The following is a 23,114-nucleotide window of genomic DNA, read 5'->3' as shown; positions in this document are numbered from 1 at the left end:
ATTATTTAAAAATCTTGGTTTGTTTCTTAGTTTTTTGTCTAAGTTCTTTTTCAGTAGAAGGAAGCTGATTGCCTTCTTCATCATGAATAGTAATATTAAGACCCAAACCTCTAAGCTCTTGAACTAATACGTTAAAGCTTTCTGGTATACCCGGAGAGGATATAACATCGCCTTTAACAATGGATTCATATATTCTAGCACGTCCTGTCATATCATCTGATTTAACAGTTAAGAACTCTTGAAGCATATTAGCAGCTCCATAAGCCTCTAATGCCCAAACTTCCATCTCTCCTAATCTCTGACCTCCGAATTGAGATTTACCTCCCAAAGGCTGCTGAGTAACAAGTGAGTAAGGACCTGTACTTCTAGCATGTACTTTGTCTTCAACCAAGTGATTAAGCTTAAGCATATACATATATCCTACAGCTACATCATTTTTGAAAGGCTCTCCTGTTCTTCCGTCATAAAGTCTAACTTTACCATTAGGATTCATACCGCTTGCAACGAATGCTTCTCTTAAAGCCTCTTCCTTAGGACCTTCAAATACAGGACAAGCATATTTAAGTCCCATTTTATGACCAGACCAACTAAGCAACATCTCAATAACCTGACCAATGTTCATACGAGAAGGTACACCCAATGGGTTAAGACATATATCTACAGGAGTACCATCTTCTAAGAATGGCATATCTTCTATAGGCATGATTCTAGCAACAACCCCTTTGTTACCGTGACGACCTGCCATTTTGTCACCTTCCTGTATTATACGCTTTTTAGCAAGGAATACTTTTACAACTTCTTCTACGCCAGGCTTTAATTCATCACCGTTTTCTCTGCTGTAAACTCTTACATCTATAACAGTACCATCTTTACCATGAGGAACTCTTAAAGAAGTATCTTTTACATCTCTAGCCTTCTCACCGAATATTGAGTGAAGAAGTCTGTATTCAGGAGTGATTTCTGTTTCACCTTTAGGAGTTACTTTACCAACTAATATATCTCCTGCTTTTACTTTAGCACCTATTCTTACGATACCTCTTTCATCCAAATTTTTGAAAGCTGCATCTGATACATTAGGTATATCTCTAGTAATATTTTCTTTATCTAATTTTGTTTCACGAGCTTCAACTGAAAACTCTTCTATGTGTATGGAAGTAAATACATCTTCCTGAACTAATCTTCTGCTTAAAAGAATAGCATCCTCGAAGTTATATCCTTCAAAAATCATGAAAGCAGCAAGAACATTTCTTCCTAATGCTAATTCACCATGATCTGTAGCAGGTCCGTCAGCTAAAAGTCCTCCAGCCTTAACTACATCGCCAACATTAACAACTGGTCTTTGGTGATAATTTGTATCTTGGTTAGTTCTCTGATATTTTACTAATTCATATACATCTAAATCATCATCACTGTTTTGTTTAGTAGGTTTTATAACGATTTCATTATGAACTACTTTAATAACTTTACCTGCTCTTTTTGCATGAACTGCTATACCTGTACCAGGCTGACATATTTTTGCTTCTACACCTGTACCAACTATAGGAGCTTCAGGATACAAAAGAGGTACACTTTGACGCTGCATGTTTGAACCCATCAATGCTCTGTTAGCGTCGTCATGCTCTAAGAATGGTATCAATGAGCTTGAAAGTGATACAATCTGCTGAGGTGAAACGTCCATATACTGTACCTGATCTGGTGAAGAATATGGGAATTCACTTCTGAATCTTGTTGAAATAAGATTATCTTTGAAAGTACCGTCTTCATTCAAAGGAGCATTAGCATCTGCTATATGATATTTTTCCTCATCATGAGCTGTCAAATATTCTATTTCATCTGTTACTTTTCCATCAACAACCTTTCTATATGGAGTCTCTAAGAAACCATGCTTATTAATTTTAGCATAAGTAGCAAGAGATACTATAAGTCCGATGTTTGGACCTTCAGGAGTTTCAATAGGACATATTTTACCATAGTGTGTATGGTGTACGTCTCTTACTTCGAAACCTGCTCTGTCTCTTGTAAGACCTCCCTGACCTAAGGCATTTAATCTTCTTTTATGTGTAATCTCTGATAATGGGTTGTTCTGATCCATGAACTGAGATAATTGGTTTGTACCGAAGAACTCTTTTATTACAGCCTGTATAAGTTTAATGCTTACAAGAGATTGAGGAGTTACTGCCTCCATATCCTGCATCTGCATTCTTTCTTTAGCTATACGCTCCATTCTAGTGAAGCCGGCTTTTATTTGTATAGATAATAATTCACCTACACTTCTTACGCGTCTGTTTCCTAAATGGTCAATATCATCCAATTGTTCTTCGTTTATGAATACTTTAATCAAAAAGCGAATAGTTTCTATTATATCTTTATGTCTTAAAACTTTATCCTGTTCGCTTTCTGGGAAATTCAATCTTTTGTTTAATTTATAACGTCCCACATCTCCTAAAGCATAGGATTTAGGGTCAAATACTAAATCATTACAAGTTCTTACAACGTTTTCTATTAAAGCAGGCTCTCCAGGTCTTATAACATTATATATTTTAGTACAAGCCTCTTCTTGGTTTTTAGTTGTATCTTTATCTAAAGTATTAATTATGGTAACATTGTCTTTTATTGCTTCCATATTTAATACGGATATTTCTTTAATACCGCTCATTAAAAGTCTTTCAGCTAAGTTAGGGTTGATAAGTTCGCCCGGATTCAATATAATTTCATCAGGGTTTTCTGTATCATATACTGTAGAATAAGATCTTCTACCTATTAAAGCCTCTTTAGAATTTTCATCTGAAAGTTTTTCTAATGATATATTATCTACTTCATAAAATAATTTCAAAATTTCTTCATTAGTTGTGATACCAATAGCTCTTAAAAATACAGTAACAGGAAGTTTTTTCTTTCTGTCTATTCTAACATACATTATATCTTTTTTGGTATCGAGTTCAAATTCAAGCCAAGTACCTCTATCTGGAATTATCTTAGCTACGAACATAGCATCTCTGTCGCTGCGGTTGAAAACTACACCTGGAGATCTATGAATCTGAGAAACTATAACACGTTCAGCACCATTAACAATGAATGTACCTCTGTCTGTCATAGCAGGTATATCACCCACAAATATTTCCTGTTCAATGATTCTTTCAGGGTCTCTTACTGTTAATTGTACTTTTATTTTAAAAGGATAAGCATAAGTTTTATCTCTTCTTCTAGCCTCTTTTTCTGTAATTTTAGGCTCACCTATAGAGTAAGAAATAAATTCTATTTGCATCTTTTCATTAGAAGCTACTATAGGGAATATAGAAGTCAAAACTTCCTGCAATCCCTCATTTTTTCTCTTATTTTCAGGAACATCCTTTTGAAGGAAGCTTTCATAAGATTCTTTTTGTATAGCGAGGAGATCGGGAGGTTCTATTACAGAAGCGGTGCGTGAAAAGTTTACACGTCCGTTTTCCATCCTATATTTTTTTGCGAACTCTACCCCTCTTTCCGGATATACTTTATTATCTATCTGAATATTATTGGCCATATTAAAAGATCTCCGCTTTTACGCTTTTAGTTTTACTGACTTAATACACTAATAAGAAGGGTATAAAGACTCATACCCTTCCTATATACGAATCATTAAATGTTAATGATATGTTTACAAAAATAATTATTTAACTTCAACTTTACCACCAGCAGCTTCTAATTGTTTCTTAATAGCTGCAGCTTCTTCTTTAGAAACGCCTGATTTGATTGTTTCTCCGCCTTTTTCAACAGCATCTTTAGCTTCTTTTAATCCTAAGCCGCTAACTGCTCTAACTTCTTTAATAAGAGCAATTTTTTGAGCTGCATCAAAACCTGTAAGAATGATATCGAATTCATTTTTCTCTTCTTCAGCTGGAGCTGCTGCACCGCCTGCAGGAGCTGCTGCTACTGCTGCAACTGGCATAGCTGCTGTTACATTGAATTTTTCTTTAATAGCTTCTACTAATTCATGAAGCTCTATAACTTTCATTTCTTCTATTGCTTGTAATATTTCTTCTTTACTTAAAGCCATTGTTTATCTCCTTAAAATTGTTAAATAGTTTTTTAATTAATAATTTGTCAGCATATTAAGCTGATTTTTTCTTTTCTTCTTCAACACTGTCAAGCACATAAGCAAGTTCTGATATAACGCTTTGCAAGCTGTTTGCCAAGCTTGATATAGGAGACTCGAGTGCTGTAACAAGATGAGAAAGTAAAACTTCTCTTGGCGGAATATTAGCTACTACTTGAACATCTGCCGGATTAAGCAAATCTTCACCCATATAGCCGCCTTTGATTTTTATTTTATCATTTTTCTTAGATGCTTCGCTTATTACTTTAGCTGCGCTAGGAACATCTTCCTTAGCAAATACTACAGCTGTAGGATTAACGAACATCTCATCTTTTACTTCTCTGCCTAACTCTTTTAAAGCAATATCAACTAAAGAGTTTTTACATATTTTCATTGAAGAAGAAGTCTTTGCTAATTCACGTCTTAACTCTGTAAGCTGTGCTACTGTTACTCCTCTGTAATCGAAGAATACTAAACCAGCACATCCTCCCATAGTTTCTTTAAGCAATGATACTGTTTCAATGTTTTTCTTATTAGGCATAAATACCACCTCTATTATATTAAACTATTTTGATAATACTATTCATATAATGGGATCACAAAATATGACTTCGCTTAAACAAAATAAGTTTATCGCTAAATTAATTACATTTTGATTCTTTTATGATCTATTTTTATACCTACACCCATTGTAGATGTTACACCTACTGCTTTAATATATTCACCTTTTAAATCTGTAGGTTTTTTTCTTAAAATTTCATCATAGAATACTTTGAAATTTTCATTTAACTTATTAACATCCATTGATGCTTTTCCTATACCCATTCTTACAATACCGTTTTTATCAGCTCTGTATTCCATTCTTCCAGCTTTGAAACTTTTTACTGCCTGAGCTATGTCAAGAGTAACTGTTCCTGTTTTAGGGTTAGGCATAAGTCCTTTTCTTCCAAGAATTTGTCCCAATTTACCTACTTCTTTCATCAAATCTGGAGTAGCAATAGCAACATCGAAGTCTGTATATCCGCCTTTAACTTTGTCAATTAAATCTTCAAAACCAACTTCCATAGCACCAGCAGCTTTTGCCTCATCAGCTTTTTCACCTTGTGCAAATACTACTACTCTTTTTTCTTTACCGAAAGCATTTGGGAATGATAATGTATCTCTTATTGAGTGTTTAGGTAAGATATTAAGGTTTATTGTTACCTCAATAGTTTCATCAAATTTACAGGTAGCGTTTTTCTTAGCTAATTCAATAGCTTCATCTACGGAATAGAGTCTTAATTTCTCTACTTGCTTTCTTATAGCGTCGTAACGTTTGCCACCTATTTTTTTCTCTTTTGTAGCCATAATTGTTTTCTTCCTTTTCTTTCAAACGTTTACTCCCATTTATTATCAATTAATAAATGGTATGCTTCTTAATTATTATTCTACTTTAATACCCATAGCACGAGCTGTACCCGCAACTATTTTTTTAGCTGCTTCTATATCATTAGCTGACATATAAGCCATTTTTTCCTGAGCAATTTCTTCAAGCTGCTTTTGATTGATTGTAGCAACTTTAGTTTTGTTAGGCTCTCCAGAACCTTTTTCTATGCCCAATTTCTTTTTAATTAATGTAGAAGTAGATGTTCCTTTAGTAACGAATGTATAAGTTTTATCTTCATACACTGTTATGTAAGTATTCAATAGCTGACCTTTCATTTTAGAAGTTTTAGCATTAAAATCCTTAACGAAAGCGGCTATTTGTATCTGCTTCTGACCCAATGCAGGTCCTAATGGAGGAGCAGGAGTTGCCTCTCCGCCTGGTATGCGAACCTTTACAATACCAACCACTTTTTTAGCCATTTTTACTACCTCTTGATTTATTTATTTTTTAATATCTTATTAAATTATAACTTTTTTACTTTACTAAATTCTAATTCTGTAGGAGTACTTCTTCCGAATATTTCTATTTTTACTGTTACTCTACCTTTATCAGAATTAATATTTTCTATTATACCATTAAGTCCATTGAAAGGTCCGTCTATTACCTGAACCTTTTCACCTATATCAAATTCCATTCCAATGATTTCATTGATACCTGTTTTAGACTTATCTTCTCTATTTTCAAATATACGTGCAACATCTGATTCACTTAAAGGAGTAGGAATAATATTACCTTCTTCTTTAGTTGTAGCATGACTTCCTATAAAGCCTGCAACACCTGGAGTTCTTCTAACCATAGATTGTGTAGCATCATTCATTACCATTTTCACTAAAACATAACCAGGATAAAAGAATTCCTCTTTTGATACTTTTTTACCATTTTTTGTAGAAGTTACTGTTTCTGAAGGTATATATATGTCAACTATAAGATCTGTCATACCATTTTCTTTAGCTCTTTTTTCTATACGTTCACGAACTTTATTTTCATAGCCGTGCTGAGTATGAACTATATACCATTTATAATCTTTTATATCAGATATTTCTTCAGACATGTTTTTCACCTATTATATCTATTTTTTCTCATATAGCGAATAGCAAAATATATTACAAACAAAACAACTACAGCAAGTAATAAAACTAATGTAATTTTAGAAGATATCAAGCTACTCAAAATAGAACCGTCAAGTAAAGCCCTTGTCAAAAATGTTACAACGTAATCAGCAGCCCCCAAAAAAGCTGATGCTAAAATAAGCAATATTATAACAACAACTGTCTGATTTATTACATCTTGACGAGTAGGCCAAACACTTCTTTCAAAGAGTTCCTTTTTTATCTCTTTGATAGAATCAATTATATTATTTTTCTTTTTATCAGCCATAAATATTACCTTAAATTATATTACAACAATTTAGAAAACAATCAGGTCAGACAGGAGTCGAACCTGCAACACCCGGTTTTGGAGACCGGTGCTCTACCAATTGAACTACTGACCCAAATTTATAAACATTCTGTTATAGAATTATTTATCTTGATACTTTTAATTCCTTATGAATTGTATGTTTTTTATCATGAGGGCAATATTTTTTTAATTCCAATTTTTCTGGAACATTTTGTTTATTTTTTGTTGTTATATAATTCTTTCTTTTGCATTCTGTGCATTGAAGATGTATTTGTTCTGTTTTTACTTTAGCACCTGCCATTTTTTGCTCCTTAAATTTATCTTAAACAAATTTCAGATAACCTATAATTTACAAGGTATGCTATTATATACCTAAACATATTTTATGTCAATATAAAATATAAATAAATATATTATATTTTGTAAACTTTTTCTATTGAAAAACAATAAATTAATATATATAATCTATACCAAAAATTTAAAAATATTTATAAAAATGGAATAAAAATGAAACTCATTAAACAATTTGCTGTAATATTTTCTATATATTCAATATCAGATATTTTAAGCAAAACATTAAAACTTCCTATACCTGGAAATGTAATAGGTATGATGCTTTTATTTTTTCTGCTATTAACAGGAATAGTAAAAGAAAGTCATATAGATGAAGCAAGCGAATTATTAATAGCAAATATGTCATTATTATTCATTCCGGGAACTTTAGCTATAATAGATGAATATCAATATGTAAAAGCTGAAATTATACCATTTGTGATAATATGCATATTTATGGCTGTAATTATTATGATAGCTACAGGATTATCAGCACAGTTTTTTGAAAAATTATTTTCAAAATTTAGAAAATAATATATTCAATTAATAAGCTCATTTATCTAAGGTATTTTATAATAGAAGATAAAGTAACAATTTTGAAGATGTTGAAGATGGCAATAATAAGCGAGACAAGCTGCCAAGTAATGAAATTACTCGGAACTATTTTGCTTGTCGAGCATAACAACAATAAGGATTAATATATGAAAGAATTATTTATACAAAACCCTATTATACCAATAGTTATAACTCTAATTGCATATATAATATCATATACTATATATGTAAAAACTAAATTCCCTGTTTTGACTCCATTAGTAACAAGCGTAATATTAGTTGGTTTTTCATTATATTTTATGCAAGTTCCATATAGTGTTTATAATGAAAGCGGCGGTAAATTTATAAATGCTTTGGTAGGACCTGCTACTGTTGTTTTAGCCCTTCCAATATATAGAAATCTTCCTATATTAAAGGCAAATTTGGCTGTAATATTTATAAGCATAGCAATAGGAAGCTCAATAGGAATAATAGGAATATTTATATCTGCCAAATTGATGGGTATATCAGATGCTTTATTTCCTTCCCTACTCACAAAATCTGTTACAACTGCTATTGCTGTAGATATAACTGCAAATATGGGCGGAATTAAATCTATAACTATTTTATCAGTTATTATATCCGGTGTTACAGGAGCTATTCTTGCCCCTACTGTATGTAAGATATGCAAAATAAAATCATCTTTGGCTATAGGGCTATCAATCGGAACATCTTCACATGCCGTAGGAACAAGTAAGGCAATAGAATTAGGTGAAACCGAAGGTGCTATGTCAGGATTAGCCATAGGTATTGCAGGTGCTTTATCTGTTGTACTTATACCTATACTGTATAAGCTTCTTTTGATAATATGGAGATAATTTATCTTATTCTAGATTCCATTATATCTATTATATCATTATTCTTAAAATATACACTGAATATATTTTCATCATCACCGCAGTCCACTTTAGAATCTATACTGCCGTCATCATTTATTTTTATTAGTATTTTATATATTTCTAAATTATCATACCAATTATCATCTACATCTATGAACATAAAATCGCCATAAGCAGTTTTTAATTGTTCTCTTGAATCTGATAATAATATGATATGTTCTTTCAAATTATTTATTATATCTTCTACTTTCCAAGCTTTATGAATACCTATATCAAACAAACTTTCTAATTTTTTACCGAAAATTTTCATAGGTTTAAATACTTTATATAATTTCCAATCATCTTCATTTATATTAGCATCTTCTACATCTACTAAGTCTTCTATGTTTATCATAATCTTCTCCGTAATTTTAGAATGAATAGTTTTTTATAAATAGTTTTTAATTGATTTTCTTATTTACAATATATAATGAAGGCAAAGTAATTATCGCAAATAATATTATACTATAAAAAATCCCCTCTGTATCTAAATTATATTTTTTACTATAAATCATTTCTGTTTCTTTTCTAAAAGGTGTAGGCTTACTGTCTCCGTCAGGTCCCTTACATTCTTTTTCAGAAAACATAACCAACAGCATAAATGATATTATAAATAAGTATTTTTTCATAAATAAAATCTCTTTTAGTTTTACTATATATAATTTTTAGTATATTAAAAAAAGTCAATATGTCAATACTTATACAAAATACTAAATAAAATTTATTTACATATGGTTTACATAGAGATTTAGCACCATTTTTTAGATACAACTTCATCGTAAGTTGGTATAGAATCTATTGCCCCTTTTCTAGTAACTGTTATATTAGAAACTTTTGTAGCAAAAATTATAGCTTCTTCTATAGATTTATTATCAGCTATCATTCTTACAACTCCGCCCAAAAAACTATCTCCTGCTGCAGTAGTATCAACAACATTTACTTTATAAGCATCAAAATGTTTTCTTCCTTCTTTATTTATAAAATCGCATCCATTAGCACCCAAAGTAAGTATTATATTTTTAACTCCGCATTCAAATGCATAATCTATACCGCCTATAATATCTATCTCTGTTTCATTAGGAATAAGTATATCAGCATAACTTAAAAAATCTCTGCTTAGCTTTACAGCCGGAGAAGGATTGAGTACAACTGTTTTTCCTAGTTTTTTAGCAATATATGCAGCATATTCAGCTATTTCTAATGGAATTTCAAGCTGTATAACTATTATATCATATAAAGATATTAATTCTTCTTTTATATCATCTTTTGTAATTAAAGCATTAGCTCCTTGTGCCACAATAATATTATTTGCACCATACTCAGTAACAGTAATAACCGCAATGCCTGTAGAAACATTATTTTTTACTATTAAATTATCAGTATTAACATTATTAGATATTAAAGCATTGCATAAATCTTTTGCAAAACTATCATCTCCTACAGCACCAAGTATACTTACATCACCGCCTAATTTACCTATGGCACAAGCCTGATTTGCTCCTTTTCCTCCATTTCCTGTATAAAAACTATTTCCTAATATTGTTTCTCCTTCTTTAGGAAAACGAGGAGCAGTTACAACTAAATCTTTATTTATGCTTCCTATAACTAAAACTTTCTTACTCATATAAAGAACTCTAATTACTGAAAATATTTATTATTTTGCATTTACAGTATTATTTAAAGCAAAATCATTAGCACTTTCTTGATCTTTCTTATCATAATCTTTAAGAGGTATTTTATTTCTAATACCAGCATAAATTGTAGGTACTATGATTAATGTAAACATAGTAGAAACAACTAACCCTCCCAATAATGCTATAGCCAAAGGTTTATACATTTCATTTCCGCTTCCTATACCTAAAGTCATAGGCAATATACCCAATATAGTTGTAAGCGTTGTCATAAGTACAGGTCTTAATCTTCTTTTTCCTGCAAGCAAGGCAGATTCATCTCCGTTTATATGTTTTTCATGCATAAGCTGATTCATATAATCTATCAATACTATACCATTATTAACAACTATTCCAATTAATACTATGAAACCTATGGCACTATAGGCATTAAGTGTTGTCTTAGTTATAAACAAGGCAATCAAAGAACCGGCAAAACCAAAAGGTATTGCAAATGCTATTACAAAAGGAGCTATTAAAGATTCAAACTGACTTGCCATTATTGCATAAACTAAAACTAAAGCCAAAACCAAAGCCTGTATTAACTGAGAAAAAGCTTCATTCATATCCTCATAATCTCCGCCGTAATTTACAGATATGCCATTTGGTATGTACACATTATTATCTATATTGTATTTTATATCAGCAATAACTTCGTTTAAAGGTCTTCCATAAACACTAGCAATTACAACTGTAAATCTCTTTCTGTCTTTTCTTTCTATTCTATTTGGTCCATAACTTTTTACTATATCGGCTATAGATGATAATGGTATCAATACTCCTTTTACAGGTATACTTACTTTTTTTACATCATCTATTGTAACTTTATCAATATTTTCAAGCTGAACATTAACATCTACATCTGTAAAATCAGAATTGTCAGGAGTTATTGTAGTAGCAGTTCTTCCTGCAAAACTTGTATTTATTATTCTTGCTACATCATTAACTTTAAGCCCCATTTTAGCAGCAATATCTCTATTAACATATATTTGAAGTTCTCTGTTTGATTCATCAATATCAACCATTGCACCTCTAATACCGTCTATATTTGATATTACACTTACTATTCTATCTCCAAGTTCTTTTGCCTGTACAGCATCATCTCCAAGCATTTCTATTCTTATAGCTTCTCCTGTTCCGCTTCCTGATCTTGTTCCCAATGCCATAACATTTATTTTAGCTGGATATCTCTGAAGTTTTTCTCTTGTAAGCTCAACATAATCTTCAATAGTGCCTTTTCTTCCATTACTTTTGGATTTTAATTCTATTCTTATATTAGCATTATTTGCCTCATCGCCTTTTCTTATCCTCGACTGAATCTTTATCAAATCGTCTTTAACTATTTCTCTTATATCATTTTCCATCAAACCAATAAATGACTGAGTCTGTTCATATTTAGTACCTATAGGCATAGTTACACGCACCATATACTGCCCTTCATCAGTTTTAGGAAATCCTTCCTTACCAATAAACATAGCTCCTAAAAAGATTACAGAAAATACTAGTATAATAGAAGGTATAAGTACAGTTTTTTTTCTTCTAATAGAAAAATTTAAAATCTTATTATAAATATTACTCATATTATCATGAATATATTTATTACTTAAAGATTCAAATTTTGAAAAAAGTTTTAATTTTTTATTTGTTATGAGTCTTGCTCCGAACATAGGTACTATTAAAATAGCAACTAACAAAGAAGCTATCATTGATACTGTAACTGTAATACATAAATCTCTGAAAATCTGACTTACCATACCCTCAATATATAAAAAAGGAAGAAATACAGCTATAGTAGTGAAAGTAGAAGCTGAAATGGCAAGCGATACTTTGTAAGCACCATTAATAGCTGATGAATATTTTCCATATCCATGATGTCTGTAATAGAATATATTTTCAAGAACTACAATAGAATTATCAACCATCATACCTATTCCAAGTACAAGTCCTGAAAGTGATATTACATTTAAAGTAACCTTCATAAAATACATAAGAGTAAAAGTTACTATTATAGAAATAGGTATTGATATCGCTATTATTGATACAGTTCTTATATTCCACATATAAATCATAAGAACTATAATGGCAAAAAGTCCGCCCTGCCAAGCAGCATCAAGAACTCCTGCTATAGACTCATTTATACTGTCTGCTGTATTAAACATTATTTCATATTTTACGCCTTGAGGAAAATTATATTCTTCTAATTGCTTTATTACATTCTTTGAAACTTCAGCAGTATTAGCTCCTGACTCTTTGCTTACAGCTATTGATATAGAATTTTCTCCGTTAATCTTTATTATATTAATATCATCATCATAACCTTGATAAACTTCTGCTAAATCCTGTATTTTTACTACGGAAGAATTTCCAACACTATCTTTTTTTAAAGAGATAATTGTATTTTTTATATCATCAAGACTCTTTATCTCTCCCATTGTTCTTATTGTATATCTGTAAAAGCCCTGATTTGCCTGTCCTCCTACCAAATTATTATTATCTCTTGCAAGCACAGAAGCTATTTCATTGATATTGATATTATATGCTTTTAATCTATTTAAATTAACATCTATTTTTATTTCATTTTTTAATCCGCCTAAAACTTCAGCCTGAGCAACTCCTTTAGCCTGTTTTATTTGAGGAGCAATTTGATTATCTGCTATATTATATAAAGCTGCCTGATCATTTATTCCATAAACAGCAACTTCCATTAATGAAATATCATCAGTACTGAATTTTCTTATTATAGGTTTTTCAGCACTATCAGGAAGTAAGTCTATAACCTGTTCTAATGCCTCTCTTATATCTTCTGATGCATCATTCAAATCTGTTCCCCAATTAAATTCTATAGTTACATCTGATGCATTTTCTCTTGATGTAGAAGTAATTTCTTTTATATTATTTACTGTGGCAACAGCACCTTCAATGATTTTTGTAACTGATTTTTCTATCTCTTCAGGACCTGCATTTTTATATCTTGTATAAATGCTTACATAAGGAACTTCAATACTAGGCATAAAATCTATTGAAAGTTTTGATAGACTAACTGCACCCAATATAATAACTGAAACAATAACCATAAGTATAGTTACTGGTCTTTTAACAACTGTTTCTATTATTGTCTTCATAATCAAACTGTTTTCTTAATATGTATTTTATAATATCTGATTAATATTATAGCATATTAGACGATAAAATGTAAAAAAAGTTTCAAGTAAAAGTGAATTATATGTAATTTATATAAAAAATAATATATAAACATAATATTTTTTATATAAATTAATATTTTTAAAATGATTTTAAATAAAATTAGATAACTCTTAAATTATTAATAAATAGATTATAATTGAAAACTATAACAATTTATGTATATGAAAAACAGATTTTCTATAATAAAAAATTACAATTTTATCTAGTAAACATTTTTATAAATCTTTCTCTATATTTATAAGTAAGTAATTTTTTATTATATAATTCTGCTAATTTTTTTATTTCTGTATTATCCATTTTCTCAGTATCTATTGCATATATATAGCTGTCTTCTTTAAAGCCTTTTATCATAATATTAACATAGTTATTGAATTTTTTATCCAAGAATAATTTAAAAAACATTATAGAACATGTAAGTATAATGGAATTTACTATAACATATATCAATATAAACATATAATACGGATAAATAAATTCTTTTCCGCTGCCCATAAATAAAAATCCATTTCCAAGCATGATAGCTGTTTCAAAAAGCAAATGTCTTCTTTCAAAATCATCCCAATCTTCTGATCTGTATTTTAATTCATTATCATAATATAAAAGCACCATCTCATAACTTTTAGCAAATCCCTCATATTCAAGATCATCAGTATTTATATTCTGAGAAAAAGCAAGCCCTGCTTCATATATTATTTCATTTTTTTTATCTTCATAAGAAGTTATTATCTTGTTATCAAATACCCAATTTATTATTCCATATAATACTATAAATATAACAGCCATTATAACAGAAACAACTATAACAAAATTCGAAGATATCAAAGAATAAAATGTATTTTTATTTTCAATGCTAAATAAATAAAAAAAGTATATTATATGAGATATATAGAATATAAATAAAACATGATACCCTCTTGTAAGAAAAGATGATATAATATTCTCTCTTAAAAAAACTCTGTTCAAAGAAAAAAAGTTAGTTATATAAAAAAGTCCAAATATTGATAATATAAAAGGAACTAAATATATAATTAAATAAAAAAAAGTTTCCGTTCTAGAATATCTATTTAACTTATAAAAAAATACGCATACAAAATAAAAAGAACATAAAAATTCTATAAGCATTAATACCCTCATAATATATGTAGGTATATCCAAAATCATATATGCACACATCGATATTATAGTTAAAGATGATACAGCAGATACTATAAAGGTAATATTATATTTACTTAATTTTTCCACTTTATTTCTCCTGTTTTTGCTTTATCATATATGACTCTAATCATCTTATAATCCAATCCTAAAAAAGAAGCATTATTAACCAAATTGTATAAAGCACTTGAAAATATAGGCTGAGTATTTTCTATAATTTTATCCGTATAAGGATATGATGCCATTATTCTCGATAAATTAAAAAGTATTGCTATAAGCTTAGATGAAGAAGAAAGCTCATCATTTGTTATAGAATAAGGAATAACGCTTTTAGCTGCTATTGCTATAAACATAGGATTAATATGCTCCAAAGTGGATATATTAGATATAGAATGATCTATCATTTCTCTGGCTTTATCAATAAATTCTTTTTGTTCATATTTATATTCATAATATATTGGAAGAGATGCTATATAGCTTGTATGCATTATATCTCTTAAAACTAAAAGTATTGAAATATAATTAACTAATTCTTCATTATCAAGTTCAAATTTATCATCATTGATTATTTTATCTTCTTCTCCATTTCCTTTAACCCAAGATATAGATAATATCTGCTTTATTATATCATTTTCAAATATAGTATATGTATATGATATATAATCTAAAAAAGATTCATTAGTATTTGATCTTTTTACTATATTGATTATAGATTCCCTTTGCATTTCTATAGTATAATCAGAGCCAGGTATATGTGATAAAAAATTAAAGTTTATAATATTTTCTATATAATCTATAAACTTTTCATAAGCATCATTTCCTACAAGCACCTTTTCATATCCTAAAAATTAAATTTTTCTTATATGTTTGTACCATTTTCGGAAACTTTAAAAAAATCACTAAATATTTTAAAATGTTAATATATACAGATATTTTCAATATTCTCTATATAGCAGTTGATTTATTTATATTTTATGGTATTTTATTATAAATCATTAAATTGGACTTCTTTATATGGAAAACGAACAAAATAACATTAATGATAATAACCCTAAAAACCGCAAAAAAATTAGAAAAAAAATCAAAAAAATTCTAAAAAAACGAAGAAAACAAAAAAGAATAAATTATATAAATAATCTTCCATTGATAAGATTTATGTCCAATATAGATAATAAATTATTTTTAAAAATATTTAAAGACAATAGAAAAGGCCCTGTAAAAACTTTCATGAAATTTATGAGCAGAATGGGTGATGGATATATATGGATGACAATCTATTTAATATTCTATATGTTTAGAATAGATTATGCTGCTTTATATTTTTCAAGAGCCGTAACAGGAATTTTCATATGTATATTTTTATTCTTGTATATAAAAAGCTTCTTCAGCAGAACAAGACCTTATAAAAAACATCAAAAAATACCTATAATGTATCCTCCTGATAAACATTCATTCCCTTCAGGACATACAATGGTAGCTTTTTCAGTATCATTTTCTATGGGAAGTTATAGTTTATATTCCGCTTTACTTTTCTATCCTATAGCATCGCTTATAGCATTCAGCCGAGTATATGTAGGTTTGCATTATCCTTTCGATGTTATATTTGGAATAATATTTGGTACTATAATAGGACTTTTATCAAATGTATTATTTTTCTATATAACAGGGCTTCCTATAATAGGTCATTTATAATTTTTTTTAGATTTATTAGATTTCATACTTTTAAGAATTTCTCTATTTTCTTTTTTTAATTTCTTTTTTATTTTATTTGAGTCTATCATATTTCTCTTTTCAGATATAAAAATATAATACCCATTTATTTCTTTTACCTTTACTCCTCCAAAAACAGAAGATAGTTTATTTTTATACCAATCTAGCCTCTTAGTTACCATAACAAATTTGCCATTCAATGCCAATTTATAAAATCCTGATTCTATAAAATGTTTTGCAACAGAGAAATCTGTATGATAAGGAGGATTTGAAAGTATCATAGAAAAATCATTATCAATTATATTTCTTAATCCATCGCTTTGAATAATATTAATATTTGAAACATTATTTAAAACAGCATTATGCTTTGATATTTCTACTGCCTCAGCATCTATATCGCACATAACTACTTTATCCTCACCTATTATTTTTGCTGCTAATATTCCAACAACTCCATATCCGCAGCCTAAATCTAAAATTTTATTTTCATCTTCAAAATTTATTTCATTAATCATAGATAATGTACCTATATCTATATTTTTAGGTGAAAATAATTTATCATTTGAAGTAAATTTTAAATCAATATTTTTTATAGCAATTTCTATATTATACATTTTAAATATTTTATAGTCCTTTATATAAATTGTCAATTTTTATTTCTTGATATAAATTCCATAAAATATATTTCCGATAATCTATGTATGTTTAAAGTAGATATTATATTAAAAGGAAGAGTTCAAGGCGTAGGCTTCAGATACTATGCTAAACAGGTGGCCGATGAAATGAAAGTCGGCGGAAAGGTATGGAATAATTATGACGGTTCTGTAGAAGTTATTGGATATTTACAGACTAAAAATGATATTGATGAGTTTGTAGAAAAAATCAAGATAGGACCTCAGATGTCAAGTGTTAAAGAGGTAACTGTTACGGTTACGCCTTCAGATCCTCTTGTAGATGAAGTTTTTGAAATAGCAAATTAAAGCCTTTATTGAACTAAGAAAATAATAATTATGAAAAATATTTTTAAATATGCTTCCATTATAGGATGCACTTTTGCCTCGCTTAATTTTGCGGCTGATTATATAGATTATAAAGTAAAAAACGGCGATACTTTATTTGGAATAGCTTTCGCTCATGATATGAGTGCAAATGAATTTTTAAAAGTTAATAATATAAAAGATCCTGATAAATATAATCTTAGAGTAGGAGAAACTTTAAAAGTAAAAGATAAAGGTTATACTCTTGTATATGACTCTGATAATAAAGTTTTCGGCTTGAAAGGAGAAGAAGGAAACTCATACAAAGATTATAAAGTAAAAAACGGGGATACTTTATTTGGTATAGCATTTGCCCATGGAATGACTGCTAATGAATTTCTAGCTATAAATAATATTAAAGATGCCAATAAATATAATCTTAGAGTAGGACAAACTCTTAAAGTAGCAAATAATCAAAAAGAAAATAATGCTTCTTCAAATAATATAAATAATAGTGATAATACAGAAAATTATGATACTTATAAAGTGCAAAGCGGTGATACTTTATACGGAATAGCTTTCTCTCATGGTATGACAGCAAGCGAATTTTTAAAGATTAATAATATAGATGATCCTGATAAATATAAACTATATGTAGGTAAAACTATGTATGTTAAATCATCTAAAAAAGAAAATAATTTAAACACAAATAATGAAAAAGATACAGGAAAAGAAATAGAATACTATACTGTAAAAAGCGGCGATACCTTATACGGAATAGCTTTTCAAAATGATATTAGCGTAAATGATTTTCTAAGAATTAACAATATAGATGATCCTTTAAAATACAAATTAAGAACAGGCGAAAAATTAAAAATATATGCAAGAGAAAATGCCTCAAATACACAAAGCAAAACTATAAAAACATATAGAGTAAAAAACGGAGATACTCTTGGAGAGATAGCATTAAGAAATTCTATGTCTTTGAAAGATCTTCTTCAATTAAATAATCTAAAAAATAATTATGTGCTTAAAGTAGGAGATACTTTAAAAATATATGATAATATTAATATAACAAGTTCTTCAACATCAACAACATACAGAACTTTGGAAAATTATAAAGTAAAAAGCGGTGATACTTTAAGCGGAATAGCTCTAGCAAGAGGAATGGATCTAGTAGAATTATACTCCATAAATAATATAAATGACAAATATATTTTGAAAGTTGGAGATAATCTTAAAGTATATGCTAACCCTAAAAAAACAACTACTTTAGTAATATCAAATTATAAAGTTCAAAGCGGAGATAGTTTATACTCAATAGCAAAAAAACATAAAATGGATTTAAGAGATTTAATGCAGCTTAATAATATAAAAAATGCTAATGAATATAAATTATATGTCGGCGCCAATCTAAAAGTAAAAACAGCAAAAATGGTGCCTTATTCTTTTAATGATGATTCTATATTACCTGACAGCTCTTTTATATGGCCTTATAAAGGAATAATAATTTCAGGATATGGAGTAGCTTCTGATAAACTTGCAAACAGAGGTGTGAATATATTAGGAGATGTAGGAGACAAAGTTGTAGCTTCTGATGACGGAATCGTAGAATATGCTGATAATATAAGAGGATTCGGTACTGTTATAATACTTAAACATAAAAACGGATATAATACTTCTTATGCTCATCTTTCTAAGATAAATGTTAAACTTGGAGATATAGTAAAGAAAGGAGATTATATAGGAGACATTGGCGATACTGGTATGATAGATAGAAGCGAACTATATTTTAAGATTTCTTATCAGGGAAGATCAATAGATCCTGTTAAACTTCTTCCTAAAAGTTAAAAAAATCTACACTTATAATAAAAAACTATATATATTAATATCATAATAAAAAATAGTAAAACAATATATAAAATTGTTTTACTATTTTTTTATTCTTAATTTTATTCTATTTTATTTACCATGACCAAATTTAAAGAATGATAATTCTTTTACTATATCTTCGGCCATCTTTGAAGTTTTAGCACTAGCATCAGAAGCATCTTTTGAAAGCTCTTCATTTTTAATCATTATTTCATTAATAACGCCTATATCATTATTAATATTATTTATACGTTCTATCTCTTCATTTGAAGAAGAGGATATATCCAAAAGTATAGAAGAAGTTTCAACTGAACTTTTTGCTATATGCTCCAATGTTATAGAAGTTCTTGAAACTGAAGTACTTCCATTATCTATTTTAGTTACAGCATTTTCAACTATCACTGTTATATCTTTAGTTGCCTGAGAAACGGTAGTTGCTAATTTTCTTATTTCGCTTGCAACAACAGCAAAGCCTCTGCCCTGCTCTCCTGCTCTTGCTGCTTCTACTGCGGCATTAAGTGCTAATATATTTGTCTGCAATGCTATTGACTCTATGGACTTTGTTATCTCAAATATTTTTTTACTTGAAGCCTGTATTTCATTCATATTACTTTCTATTTCATTTATAGTCTGAACACCTGTCTGAGTTGTATTCTCCATCTTTTCCATAGAATCTTTAGAAGTAGCAACACTAATTGATGATAAATTAATTGCTGTTCCTATATTTTTTAAAGCCTCATCAAGTTTCTCCAAATTAACTGCCTGTATATAAGCCCTTTCAAGAAGCTTCTCACTAGATTGTGATATTTCTACTCCTACGCTATTAATATCCTCTATTGCTTTTTTTATTTTGAATATAAGCTTACCAATATTAGCTTCCATTTTATCTATAGCACGTGCCAAATCACCTGCCCTATTATGTTTTGATAATATACCTTTATCTATTCTATATGAAAAATTACCCTCTGCCATATTATCAATAGCTGTAATTGCCATATCCAAATATCTTGAAAGAGGAAGAAGAACTATAGCTGTTAAAAATATTCCCATAACTAATAAAAATATAACTATACCAAAAAATATAAAAATTGTTTTATTAAAAACAGATTTATAATCGTCTAAACTTCCTTTTACAGCCAAAGCCAAATTTGTATTAGGTATTTTACGAATAGAATACCAATTATTATTTTTTATTTTTATAGGAGAAGCTATATTATTAACATACTCTTCAGTACCTTCAAATAATTTATCAGTATTAAATATATTAACACCTTCTTTCAAAACATAGTCAGGGTTGCTATGCTTAATATAAGTTCCATCAGATGTAATCAAAAATATATTATTTTTATCTATATTTCCTTCTGTTCTTACATTACTAACACTTGAAAAATCTATACCTATAACACCTTTTAGTCTACCATTAGTATAAACAGCCTTTGAAAAAGTAATTAGAAGTTTTTTTGTATTAAAATCTATATAAGGATCTGTAATATATATTCCATTAGTAGTTAAAGCACCTTTATACCATACTCTGGAAGTTTGATCATAATTAGTAGGATATTGATGTGTTACACTTAAAAATAATCCGCCTTCAGAAAATGGTATTGTATCTCCATAAAGTATATCAAAAAATTCCTGTCTTTTATTATAAACATTACTCATAGATAATCCGATTTCATAAGGAGTTAACTCAGCTACCGCATAAGAATCAAGTATATTCAAAACCAAATTAACATTATCAATATCTCTTTCTATGTAATACCCTATTTTATCGATATTTATTGATATCTGTTCTATATAATCAGATTTATATATTCTTATAAATAAAACAAATATAATAGCAGATGATATTATAATAAATAAAGAATATGGAATTATTAATTTTAAAAGAAGCTTAATATTATTTCTCATATTATTCTAATCCTTATTTGAACTTTTAAACTTGAAGAAAGAAAGTTCATCTACTATTTCATTTACTATTTTAGAAGCCTTAACACTAGACTCGGCACTTTCATTAGCGAATTTTGCATTACTTATTGTGATATCATTAATTTTAGCTACTATATTATTAATATTATCTATACCTGATTTTTTCTCATTAGACATTTTATATATTTCTGATAAAGAATTTGAAGATTCCAGAGATGAAGATTCTATACTATTAAGAACTTCAGATGATTTGCTTACAAACTCACTTCCATGTTCTATTTTTGAAACAGCCCCTTCAACTATATTAGTAATATTATCAGCTGAGTTGGTTACAGTTTGAGCTAGAGAACGTACCTCGCTTGCAACAACAGCAAATCCCCTTCCCTGATCTCCGGCACGTGCTGCCTCTACTGCTGCATTAAGAGCAAGTATATTTGTTTGAGAAGCTATTGCCTGTATAGTTTCTATAATATTAGCAATTTGATTACTAGCCTCTGTTATCTCATTCATATTATTCTTTATTTCGCCAATCATTTTAACACCGACTTTAGTGTTCTCAAAAGATTCATCACTCATCATCTTAGCAGAGTCTGTTTTTTTAGAAGCATATTCTATAGAAGAAGATATAGCATTTATGGCGCCTATTAAATTATTTAAAGATACGCTCTGTTCATTAGCCTTATTAGATAACTCAATACTTACATTCGCTATTGCCTCTCCATTTTTATTAACTTCTTCAACCCCTGTCTTTATTTTATACATAGTCTTACCAATATTTCTCTGCATCTTTTCCATAACATTAGAAAGTTTTCTAGCACTGCTGTCCATCAATTTATGCTCTTTGATTCTTGATGTAAAATCTCCATTAGCCATATTCTCTAAACTCACTATAACATCATCTAATCTGTCAGATAAAGGTATCAAAGATATAGAAACAATTATAAGTTCTCCAATTATAAACAATATTCCAAAAGCTATTAAAAATATTATTAAATATCTATTTACACTAAAATAATATGAAGCATCTCCTTTAGCTGCTATATACCAAGGAGCATTATCAATTTTTCTTATAGAATACCAATATTTATCTTTTATATAAATTCCTGAGTCTTGCATATTATTTTTATATGATGAAAATAAATTATCATTAAAAATAAGCATATTCGGATTCATAAGATATTCAGCATTTTCATGAGTTATATATAGTCCGTCTTCTGTAACTACATTTATAGATTCGATAAAATCATTATTAGCATTGCCTACAACAGTATTCATATTATCAAAATCAATACCAAAATATCCAGCCAATCTATTATTGCGCATTATTTTATTAATAAATGTTATAACTAATTTTCCAGAATTAAAATCAATATAAGGAGCTGTTATATACAAATCATTCTGACCTTTTGAAGCATTCTGATACCATTCCCTTGCAGTTTGATCATAATTTCTAGGATATGTTATTCTTGAACTTATAAATATACCTCCCCTATTATAAGGCACAGTATTGCAGTAAAATACATCAAAATAATTTCCAAATTTTTTCACATTAGTTATAGTTTGTGCTATATTTGGAGTAGTGATTCCAATTTCTGCATAAGAGCTCAAAAAGGTAAGAGAATTTACAATATCATCAACTCGGCTTTCTATATCACTTTTTGCCAATTCTATATTTAATGATATTTTATTAAAATAAAACTCTCTGTTTAGTGGAATAAATATTGAAAGTAAAATAACAGATATTATTGATATAAAAATTATGTATGGAATTGTAAAACTTAATATGAGTCTAATTCTATTTTTCATAATTGTTCCAAATATACATTTTAAAAATATGATATAGAATTTATAGAAAAAATTCAAGATAGAAATGCATAAAAAACATACTGTTTCAAT

At 28.7% G+C, this 23,114-nt stretch carries 22 protein-coding genes and 1 tRNA gene; 5 read left to right on the top strand and 18 right to left on the bottom strand.

Annotated features, from left to right (window positions below; genetic code table 11):
• Position 1 precedes the first annotated feature (1 nt).
• The 9 genes from rpoB to rpmG all read right to left on the bottom strand — a co-directional run bounded on the left by rpoB (position 2) and on the right by rpmG (position 7,200).
• Complete coding sequence (gene rpoB / locus BHYOB78_RS02625) at positions 2–3,523, bottom strand: DNA-directed RNA polymerase subunit beta (protein WP_020064281.1); 3,522 nt, start codon at positions 3,521–3,523, stop codon at positions 2–4.
• A 126-nt stretch (positions 3,524–3,649) separates the two neighbouring features.
• Positions 3,650–4,036, bottom strand: a complete 387-nt coding sequence (gene rplL, locus BHYOB78_RS02620; protein WP_008728857.1) for a 50S ribosomal protein L7/L12 — start codon at positions 4,034–4,036, stop codon at positions 3,650–3,652.
• Between the two features lie 55 nt (positions 4,037–4,091).
• Entirely contained in the window at positions 4,092–4,616 is a 525-nt protein-coding gene (gene rplJ / locus BHYOB78_RS02615; RefSeq protein WP_028331313.1) for a 50S ribosomal protein L10, read from the bottom strand.
• Positions 4,617–4,720: 104 nt separating this feature from the next.
• A complete protein-coding gene (rplA, locus tag BHYOB78_RS02610; RefSeq protein WP_012671807.1) occupies positions 4,721–5,422 on the bottom strand; it encodes a 50S ribosomal protein L1 in 702 nt (233 codons plus the stop codon).
• A gap of 75 nt (positions 5,423–5,497) precedes the next feature.
• Complete coding sequence (gene rplK / locus BHYOB78_RS02605) at positions 5,498–5,920, bottom strand: 50S ribosomal protein L11 (RefSeq protein WP_012671806.1); 423 nt, start codon at positions 5,918–5,920, stop codon at positions 5,498–5,500.
• 44 nt (positions 5,921–5,964) lie between these two features.
• Complete coding sequence (gene nusG, locus BHYOB78_RS02600; protein ID WP_012671805.1) at positions 5,965–6,552, bottom strand: transcription termination/antitermination protein NusG; 588 nt, start codon at positions 6,550–6,552, stop codon at positions 5,965–5,967.
• A gap of 5 nt (positions 6,553–6,557) precedes the next feature.
• Complete coding sequence (secE, locus tag BHYOB78_RS02595) at positions 6,558–6,878, bottom strand: preprotein translocase subunit SecE (protein ID WP_012671804.1); 321 nt, start codon at positions 6,876–6,878, stop codon at positions 6,558–6,560.
• Between the two features lie 42 nt (positions 6,879–6,920).
• Positions 6,921–6,993, bottom strand: a tRNA-Trp gene (locus BHYOB78_RS02590).
• Positions 6,994–7,023: 30 nt separating this feature from the next.
• Positions 7,024–7,200, bottom strand: a complete 177-nt coding sequence (gene rpmG, locus BHYOB78_RS02585) for a 50S ribosomal protein L33 (RefSeq protein WP_008723772.1) — start codon at positions 7,198–7,200, stop codon at positions 7,024–7,026.
• Positions 7,201–7,406: 206 nt separating this feature from the next.
• Here rpmG and BHYOB78_RS02580 point away from each other — a divergent pair, with 206 nt between their 5' ends.
• Both BHYOB78_RS02580 and BHYOB78_RS02575 read left to right on the top strand, forming a co-directional pair.
• The gene (locus tag BHYOB78_RS02580; RefSeq protein WP_012671803.1) at positions 7,407–7,766 is read left to right on the top strand and encodes a CidA/LrgA family protein; all 360 of its coding nucleotides are present in this window, start codon (positions 7,407–7,409) and stop codon (positions 7,764–7,766) included.
• A gap of 167 nt (positions 7,767–7,933) precedes the next feature.
• Positions 7,934–8,644 (top strand): LrgB family protein, encoded by a 711-nt coding sequence (locus BHYOB78_RS02575; protein WP_012671802.1) that lies wholly within the window; start codon positions 7,934–7,936, stop codon positions 8,642–8,644.
• 1 nt (position 8,645) lies between these two features.
• Here BHYOB78_RS02575 and BHYOB78_RS02570 read toward each other — a convergent pair whose 3' ends face one another.
• From BHYOB78_RS02570 to BHYOB78_RS02545, 6 genes are all read right to left on the bottom strand, one after another.
• Positions 8,646–9,059, bottom strand: a complete 414-nt coding sequence (locus tag BHYOB78_RS02570; RefSeq protein WP_020064282.1) for a hypothetical protein — start codon at positions 9,057–9,059, stop codon at positions 8,646–8,648.
• Between the two features lie 46 nt (positions 9,060–9,105).
• Entirely contained in the window at positions 9,106–9,333 is a 228-nt protein-coding gene (locus tag BHYOB78_RS02565; RefSeq protein WP_020064283.1) for a hypothetical protein, read from the bottom strand.
• Between the two features lie 119 nt (positions 9,334–9,452).
• Positions 9,453–10,328, bottom strand: a complete 876-nt coding sequence (gene rbsK / locus BHYOB78_RS02560) for a ribokinase (protein WP_020064284.1) — start codon at positions 10,326–10,328, stop codon at positions 9,453–9,455.
• 30 nt (positions 10,329–10,358) lie between these two features.
• On the bottom strand, positions 10,359–13,496 hold the full coding sequence (locus BHYOB78_RS02555) for an efflux RND transporter permease subunit (RefSeq protein WP_020064285.1): 3,138 nt from the start codon (positions 13,494–13,496) through the stop codon (positions 10,359–10,361).
• A 280-nt stretch (positions 13,497–13,776) separates the two neighbouring features.
• Complete coding sequence (locus tag BHYOB78_RS02550; protein WP_012671796.1) at positions 13,777–14,820, bottom strand: hypothetical protein; 1,044 nt, start codon at positions 14,818–14,820, stop codon at positions 13,777–13,779.
• Positions 14,808–15,560 (bottom strand): hypothetical protein, encoded by a 753-nt coding sequence (locus BHYOB78_RS02545; protein ID WP_020064286.1) that lies wholly within the window; start codon positions 15,558–15,560, stop codon positions 14,808–14,810. Before BHYOB78_RS02545 ends, BHYOB78_RS02550 begins: the two co-directional genes overlap by 13 nt.
• 184 nt (positions 15,561–15,744) lie before the next feature.
• Here BHYOB78_RS02545 and BHYOB78_RS02540 point away from each other — a divergent pair, with 184 nt between their 5' ends.
• On the top strand, positions 15,745–16,422 hold the full coding sequence (locus tag BHYOB78_RS02540; protein ID WP_012671794.1) for a phosphatase PAP2 family protein: 678 nt from the start codon (positions 15,745–15,747) through the stop codon (positions 16,420–16,422).
• On the opposite strand, the gene BHYOB78_RS02535 is transcribed toward BHYOB78_RS02540, so the two are convergent.
• Positions 16,413–17,054, bottom strand: coding sequence for a class I SAM-dependent methyltransferase (locus BHYOB78_RS02535; RefSeq protein WP_012671793.1), 642 nt, complete (start codon positions 17,052–17,054; stop codon positions 16,413–16,415). The two genes, BHYOB78_RS02540 and BHYOB78_RS02535, sit on opposite strands and share 10 nt — an antisense overlap.
• 87 nt (positions 17,055–17,141) lie before the next feature.
• Here BHYOB78_RS02535 and BHYOB78_RS02530 point away from each other — a divergent pair, with 87 nt between their 5' ends.
• Both BHYOB78_RS02530 and BHYOB78_RS02525 read left to right on the top strand, forming a co-directional pair.
• Positions 17,142–17,420: an acylphosphatase gene (locus BHYOB78_RS02530; RefSeq protein WP_012671792.1), complete on the top strand. Its 279-nt coding sequence runs from the start codon at positions 17,142–17,144 to the stop codon at positions 17,418–17,420.
• 30 nt (positions 17,421–17,450) lie between these two features.
• Complete coding sequence (locus BHYOB78_RS02525; protein WP_012671791.1) at positions 17,451–19,268, top strand: LysM peptidoglycan-binding domain-containing protein; 1,818 nt, start codon at positions 17,451–17,453, stop codon at positions 19,266–19,268.
• 111 nt (positions 19,269–19,379) lie between these two features.
• On the opposite strand, the gene BHYOB78_RS02520 is transcribed toward BHYOB78_RS02525, so the two are convergent.
• The gene (locus BHYOB78_RS02520; RefSeq protein ID WP_020064287.1) at positions 19,380–21,200 is read right to left on the bottom strand and encodes a methyl-accepting chemotaxis protein; all 1,821 of its coding nucleotides are present in this window, start codon (positions 21,198–21,200) and stop codon (positions 19,380–19,382) included.
• A 6-nt stretch (positions 21,201–21,206) separates the two neighbouring features.
• The gene (locus tag BHYOB78_RS02515; RefSeq protein WP_020064288.1) at positions 21,207–23,024 is read right to left on the bottom strand and encodes a methyl-accepting chemotaxis protein; all 1,818 of its coding nucleotides are present in this window, start codon (positions 23,022–23,024) and stop codon (positions 21,207–21,209) included.
• Positions 23,025–23,114: the final 90 nt, after the last annotated feature.

Source organism: Brachyspira hyodysenteriae ATCC 27164, assembly GCF_001676785.2.
Classification (GTDB): Bacteria; Spirochaetota; Brachyspiria; order Brachyspirales; family Brachyspiraceae; genus Brachyspira; species Brachyspira hyodysenteriae.
This window is presented reverse-complemented; position numbering and strand designations above follow the sequence as displayed.

Excerpts from the sequence above, each read along its gene's own strand:
- rpoB (WP_020064281.1), bottom strand. The coding sequence starts at position 3,523 with ATGGCCAATAATATTCAGATAGATAATAAAGTATATCCGGAAAGAGGG.
- rplL (WP_008728857.1), bottom strand. The coding sequence starts at position 4,036 with ATGGCTTTAAGTAAAGAAGAAATATTACAAGCAATAGAAGAAATGAAA.
- rplJ (WP_028331313.1), bottom strand. The coding sequence starts at position 4,616 with ATGCCTAATAAGAAAAACATTGAAACAGTATCATTGCTTAAAGAAACT.
- rplA (WP_012671807.1), bottom strand. The coding sequence starts at position 5,422 with ATGGCTACAAAAGAGAAAAAAATAGGTGGCAAACGTTACGACGCTATA.
- rplK (WP_012671806.1), bottom strand. The coding sequence starts at position 5,920 with ATGGCTAAAAAAGTGGTTGGTATTGTAAAGGTTCGCATACCAGGCGGA.
- nusG (WP_012671805.1), bottom strand. The coding sequence starts at position 6,552 with ATGTCTGAAGAAATATCTGATATAAAAGATTATAAATGGTATATAGTT.
- secE (WP_012671804.1), bottom strand. The coding sequence starts at position 6,878 with ATGGCTGATAAAAAGAAAAATAATATAATTGATTCTATCAAAGAGATA.
- rpmG (WP_008723772.1), bottom strand. The coding sequence starts at position 7,200 with ATGGCAGGTGCTAAAGTAAAAACAGAACAAATACATCTTCAATGCACA.
- BHYOB78_RS02580 (WP_012671803.1), top strand. The coding sequence starts at position 7,407 with ATGAAACTCATTAAACAATTTGCTGTAATATTTTCTATATATTCAATA.
- BHYOB78_RS02575 (WP_012671802.1), top strand. The coding sequence starts at position 7,934 with ATGAAAGAATTATTTATACAAAACCCTATTATACCAATAGTTATAACT.
- BHYOB78_RS02570 (WP_020064282.1), bottom strand. The coding sequence starts at position 9,059 with ATGATAAACATAGAAGACTTAGTAGATGTAGAAGATGCTAATATAAAT.
- BHYOB78_RS02565 (WP_020064283.1), bottom strand. The coding sequence starts at position 9,333 with ATGAAAAAATACTTATTTATAATATCATTTATGCTGTTGGTTATGTTT.
- rbsK (WP_020064284.1), bottom strand. The coding sequence starts at position 10,328 with ATGAGTAAGAAAGTTTTAGTTATAGGAAGCATAAATAAAGATTTAGTT.
- BHYOB78_RS02555 (WP_020064285.1), bottom strand. The coding sequence starts at position 13,496 with ATGAAGACAATAATAGAAACAGTTGTTAAAAGACCAGTAACTATACTT.
- BHYOB78_RS02540 (WP_012671794.1), top strand. The coding sequence starts at position 15,745 with ATGGAAAACGAACAAAATAACATTAATGATAATAACCCTAAAAACCGC.
- BHYOB78_RS02535 (WP_012671793.1), bottom strand. The coding sequence starts at position 17,054 with ATGTATAATATAGAAATTGCTATAAAAAATATTGATTTAAAATTTACT.
- BHYOB78_RS02530 (WP_012671792.1), top strand. The coding sequence starts at position 17,142 with ATGTTTAAAGTAGATATTATATTAAAAGGAAGAGTTCAAGGCGTAGGC.
- BHYOB78_RS02525 (WP_012671791.1), top strand. The coding sequence starts at position 17,451 with ATGAAAAATATTTTTAAATATGCTTCCATTATAGGATGCACTTTTGCC.
- BHYOB78_RS02520 (WP_020064287.1), bottom strand. The coding sequence starts at position 21,200 with ATGAGAAATAATATTAAGCTTCTTTTAAAATTAATAATTCCATATTCT.
- BHYOB78_RS02515 (WP_020064288.1), bottom strand. The coding sequence starts at position 23,024 with ATGAAAAATAGAATTAGACTCATATTAAGTTTTACAATTCCATACATA.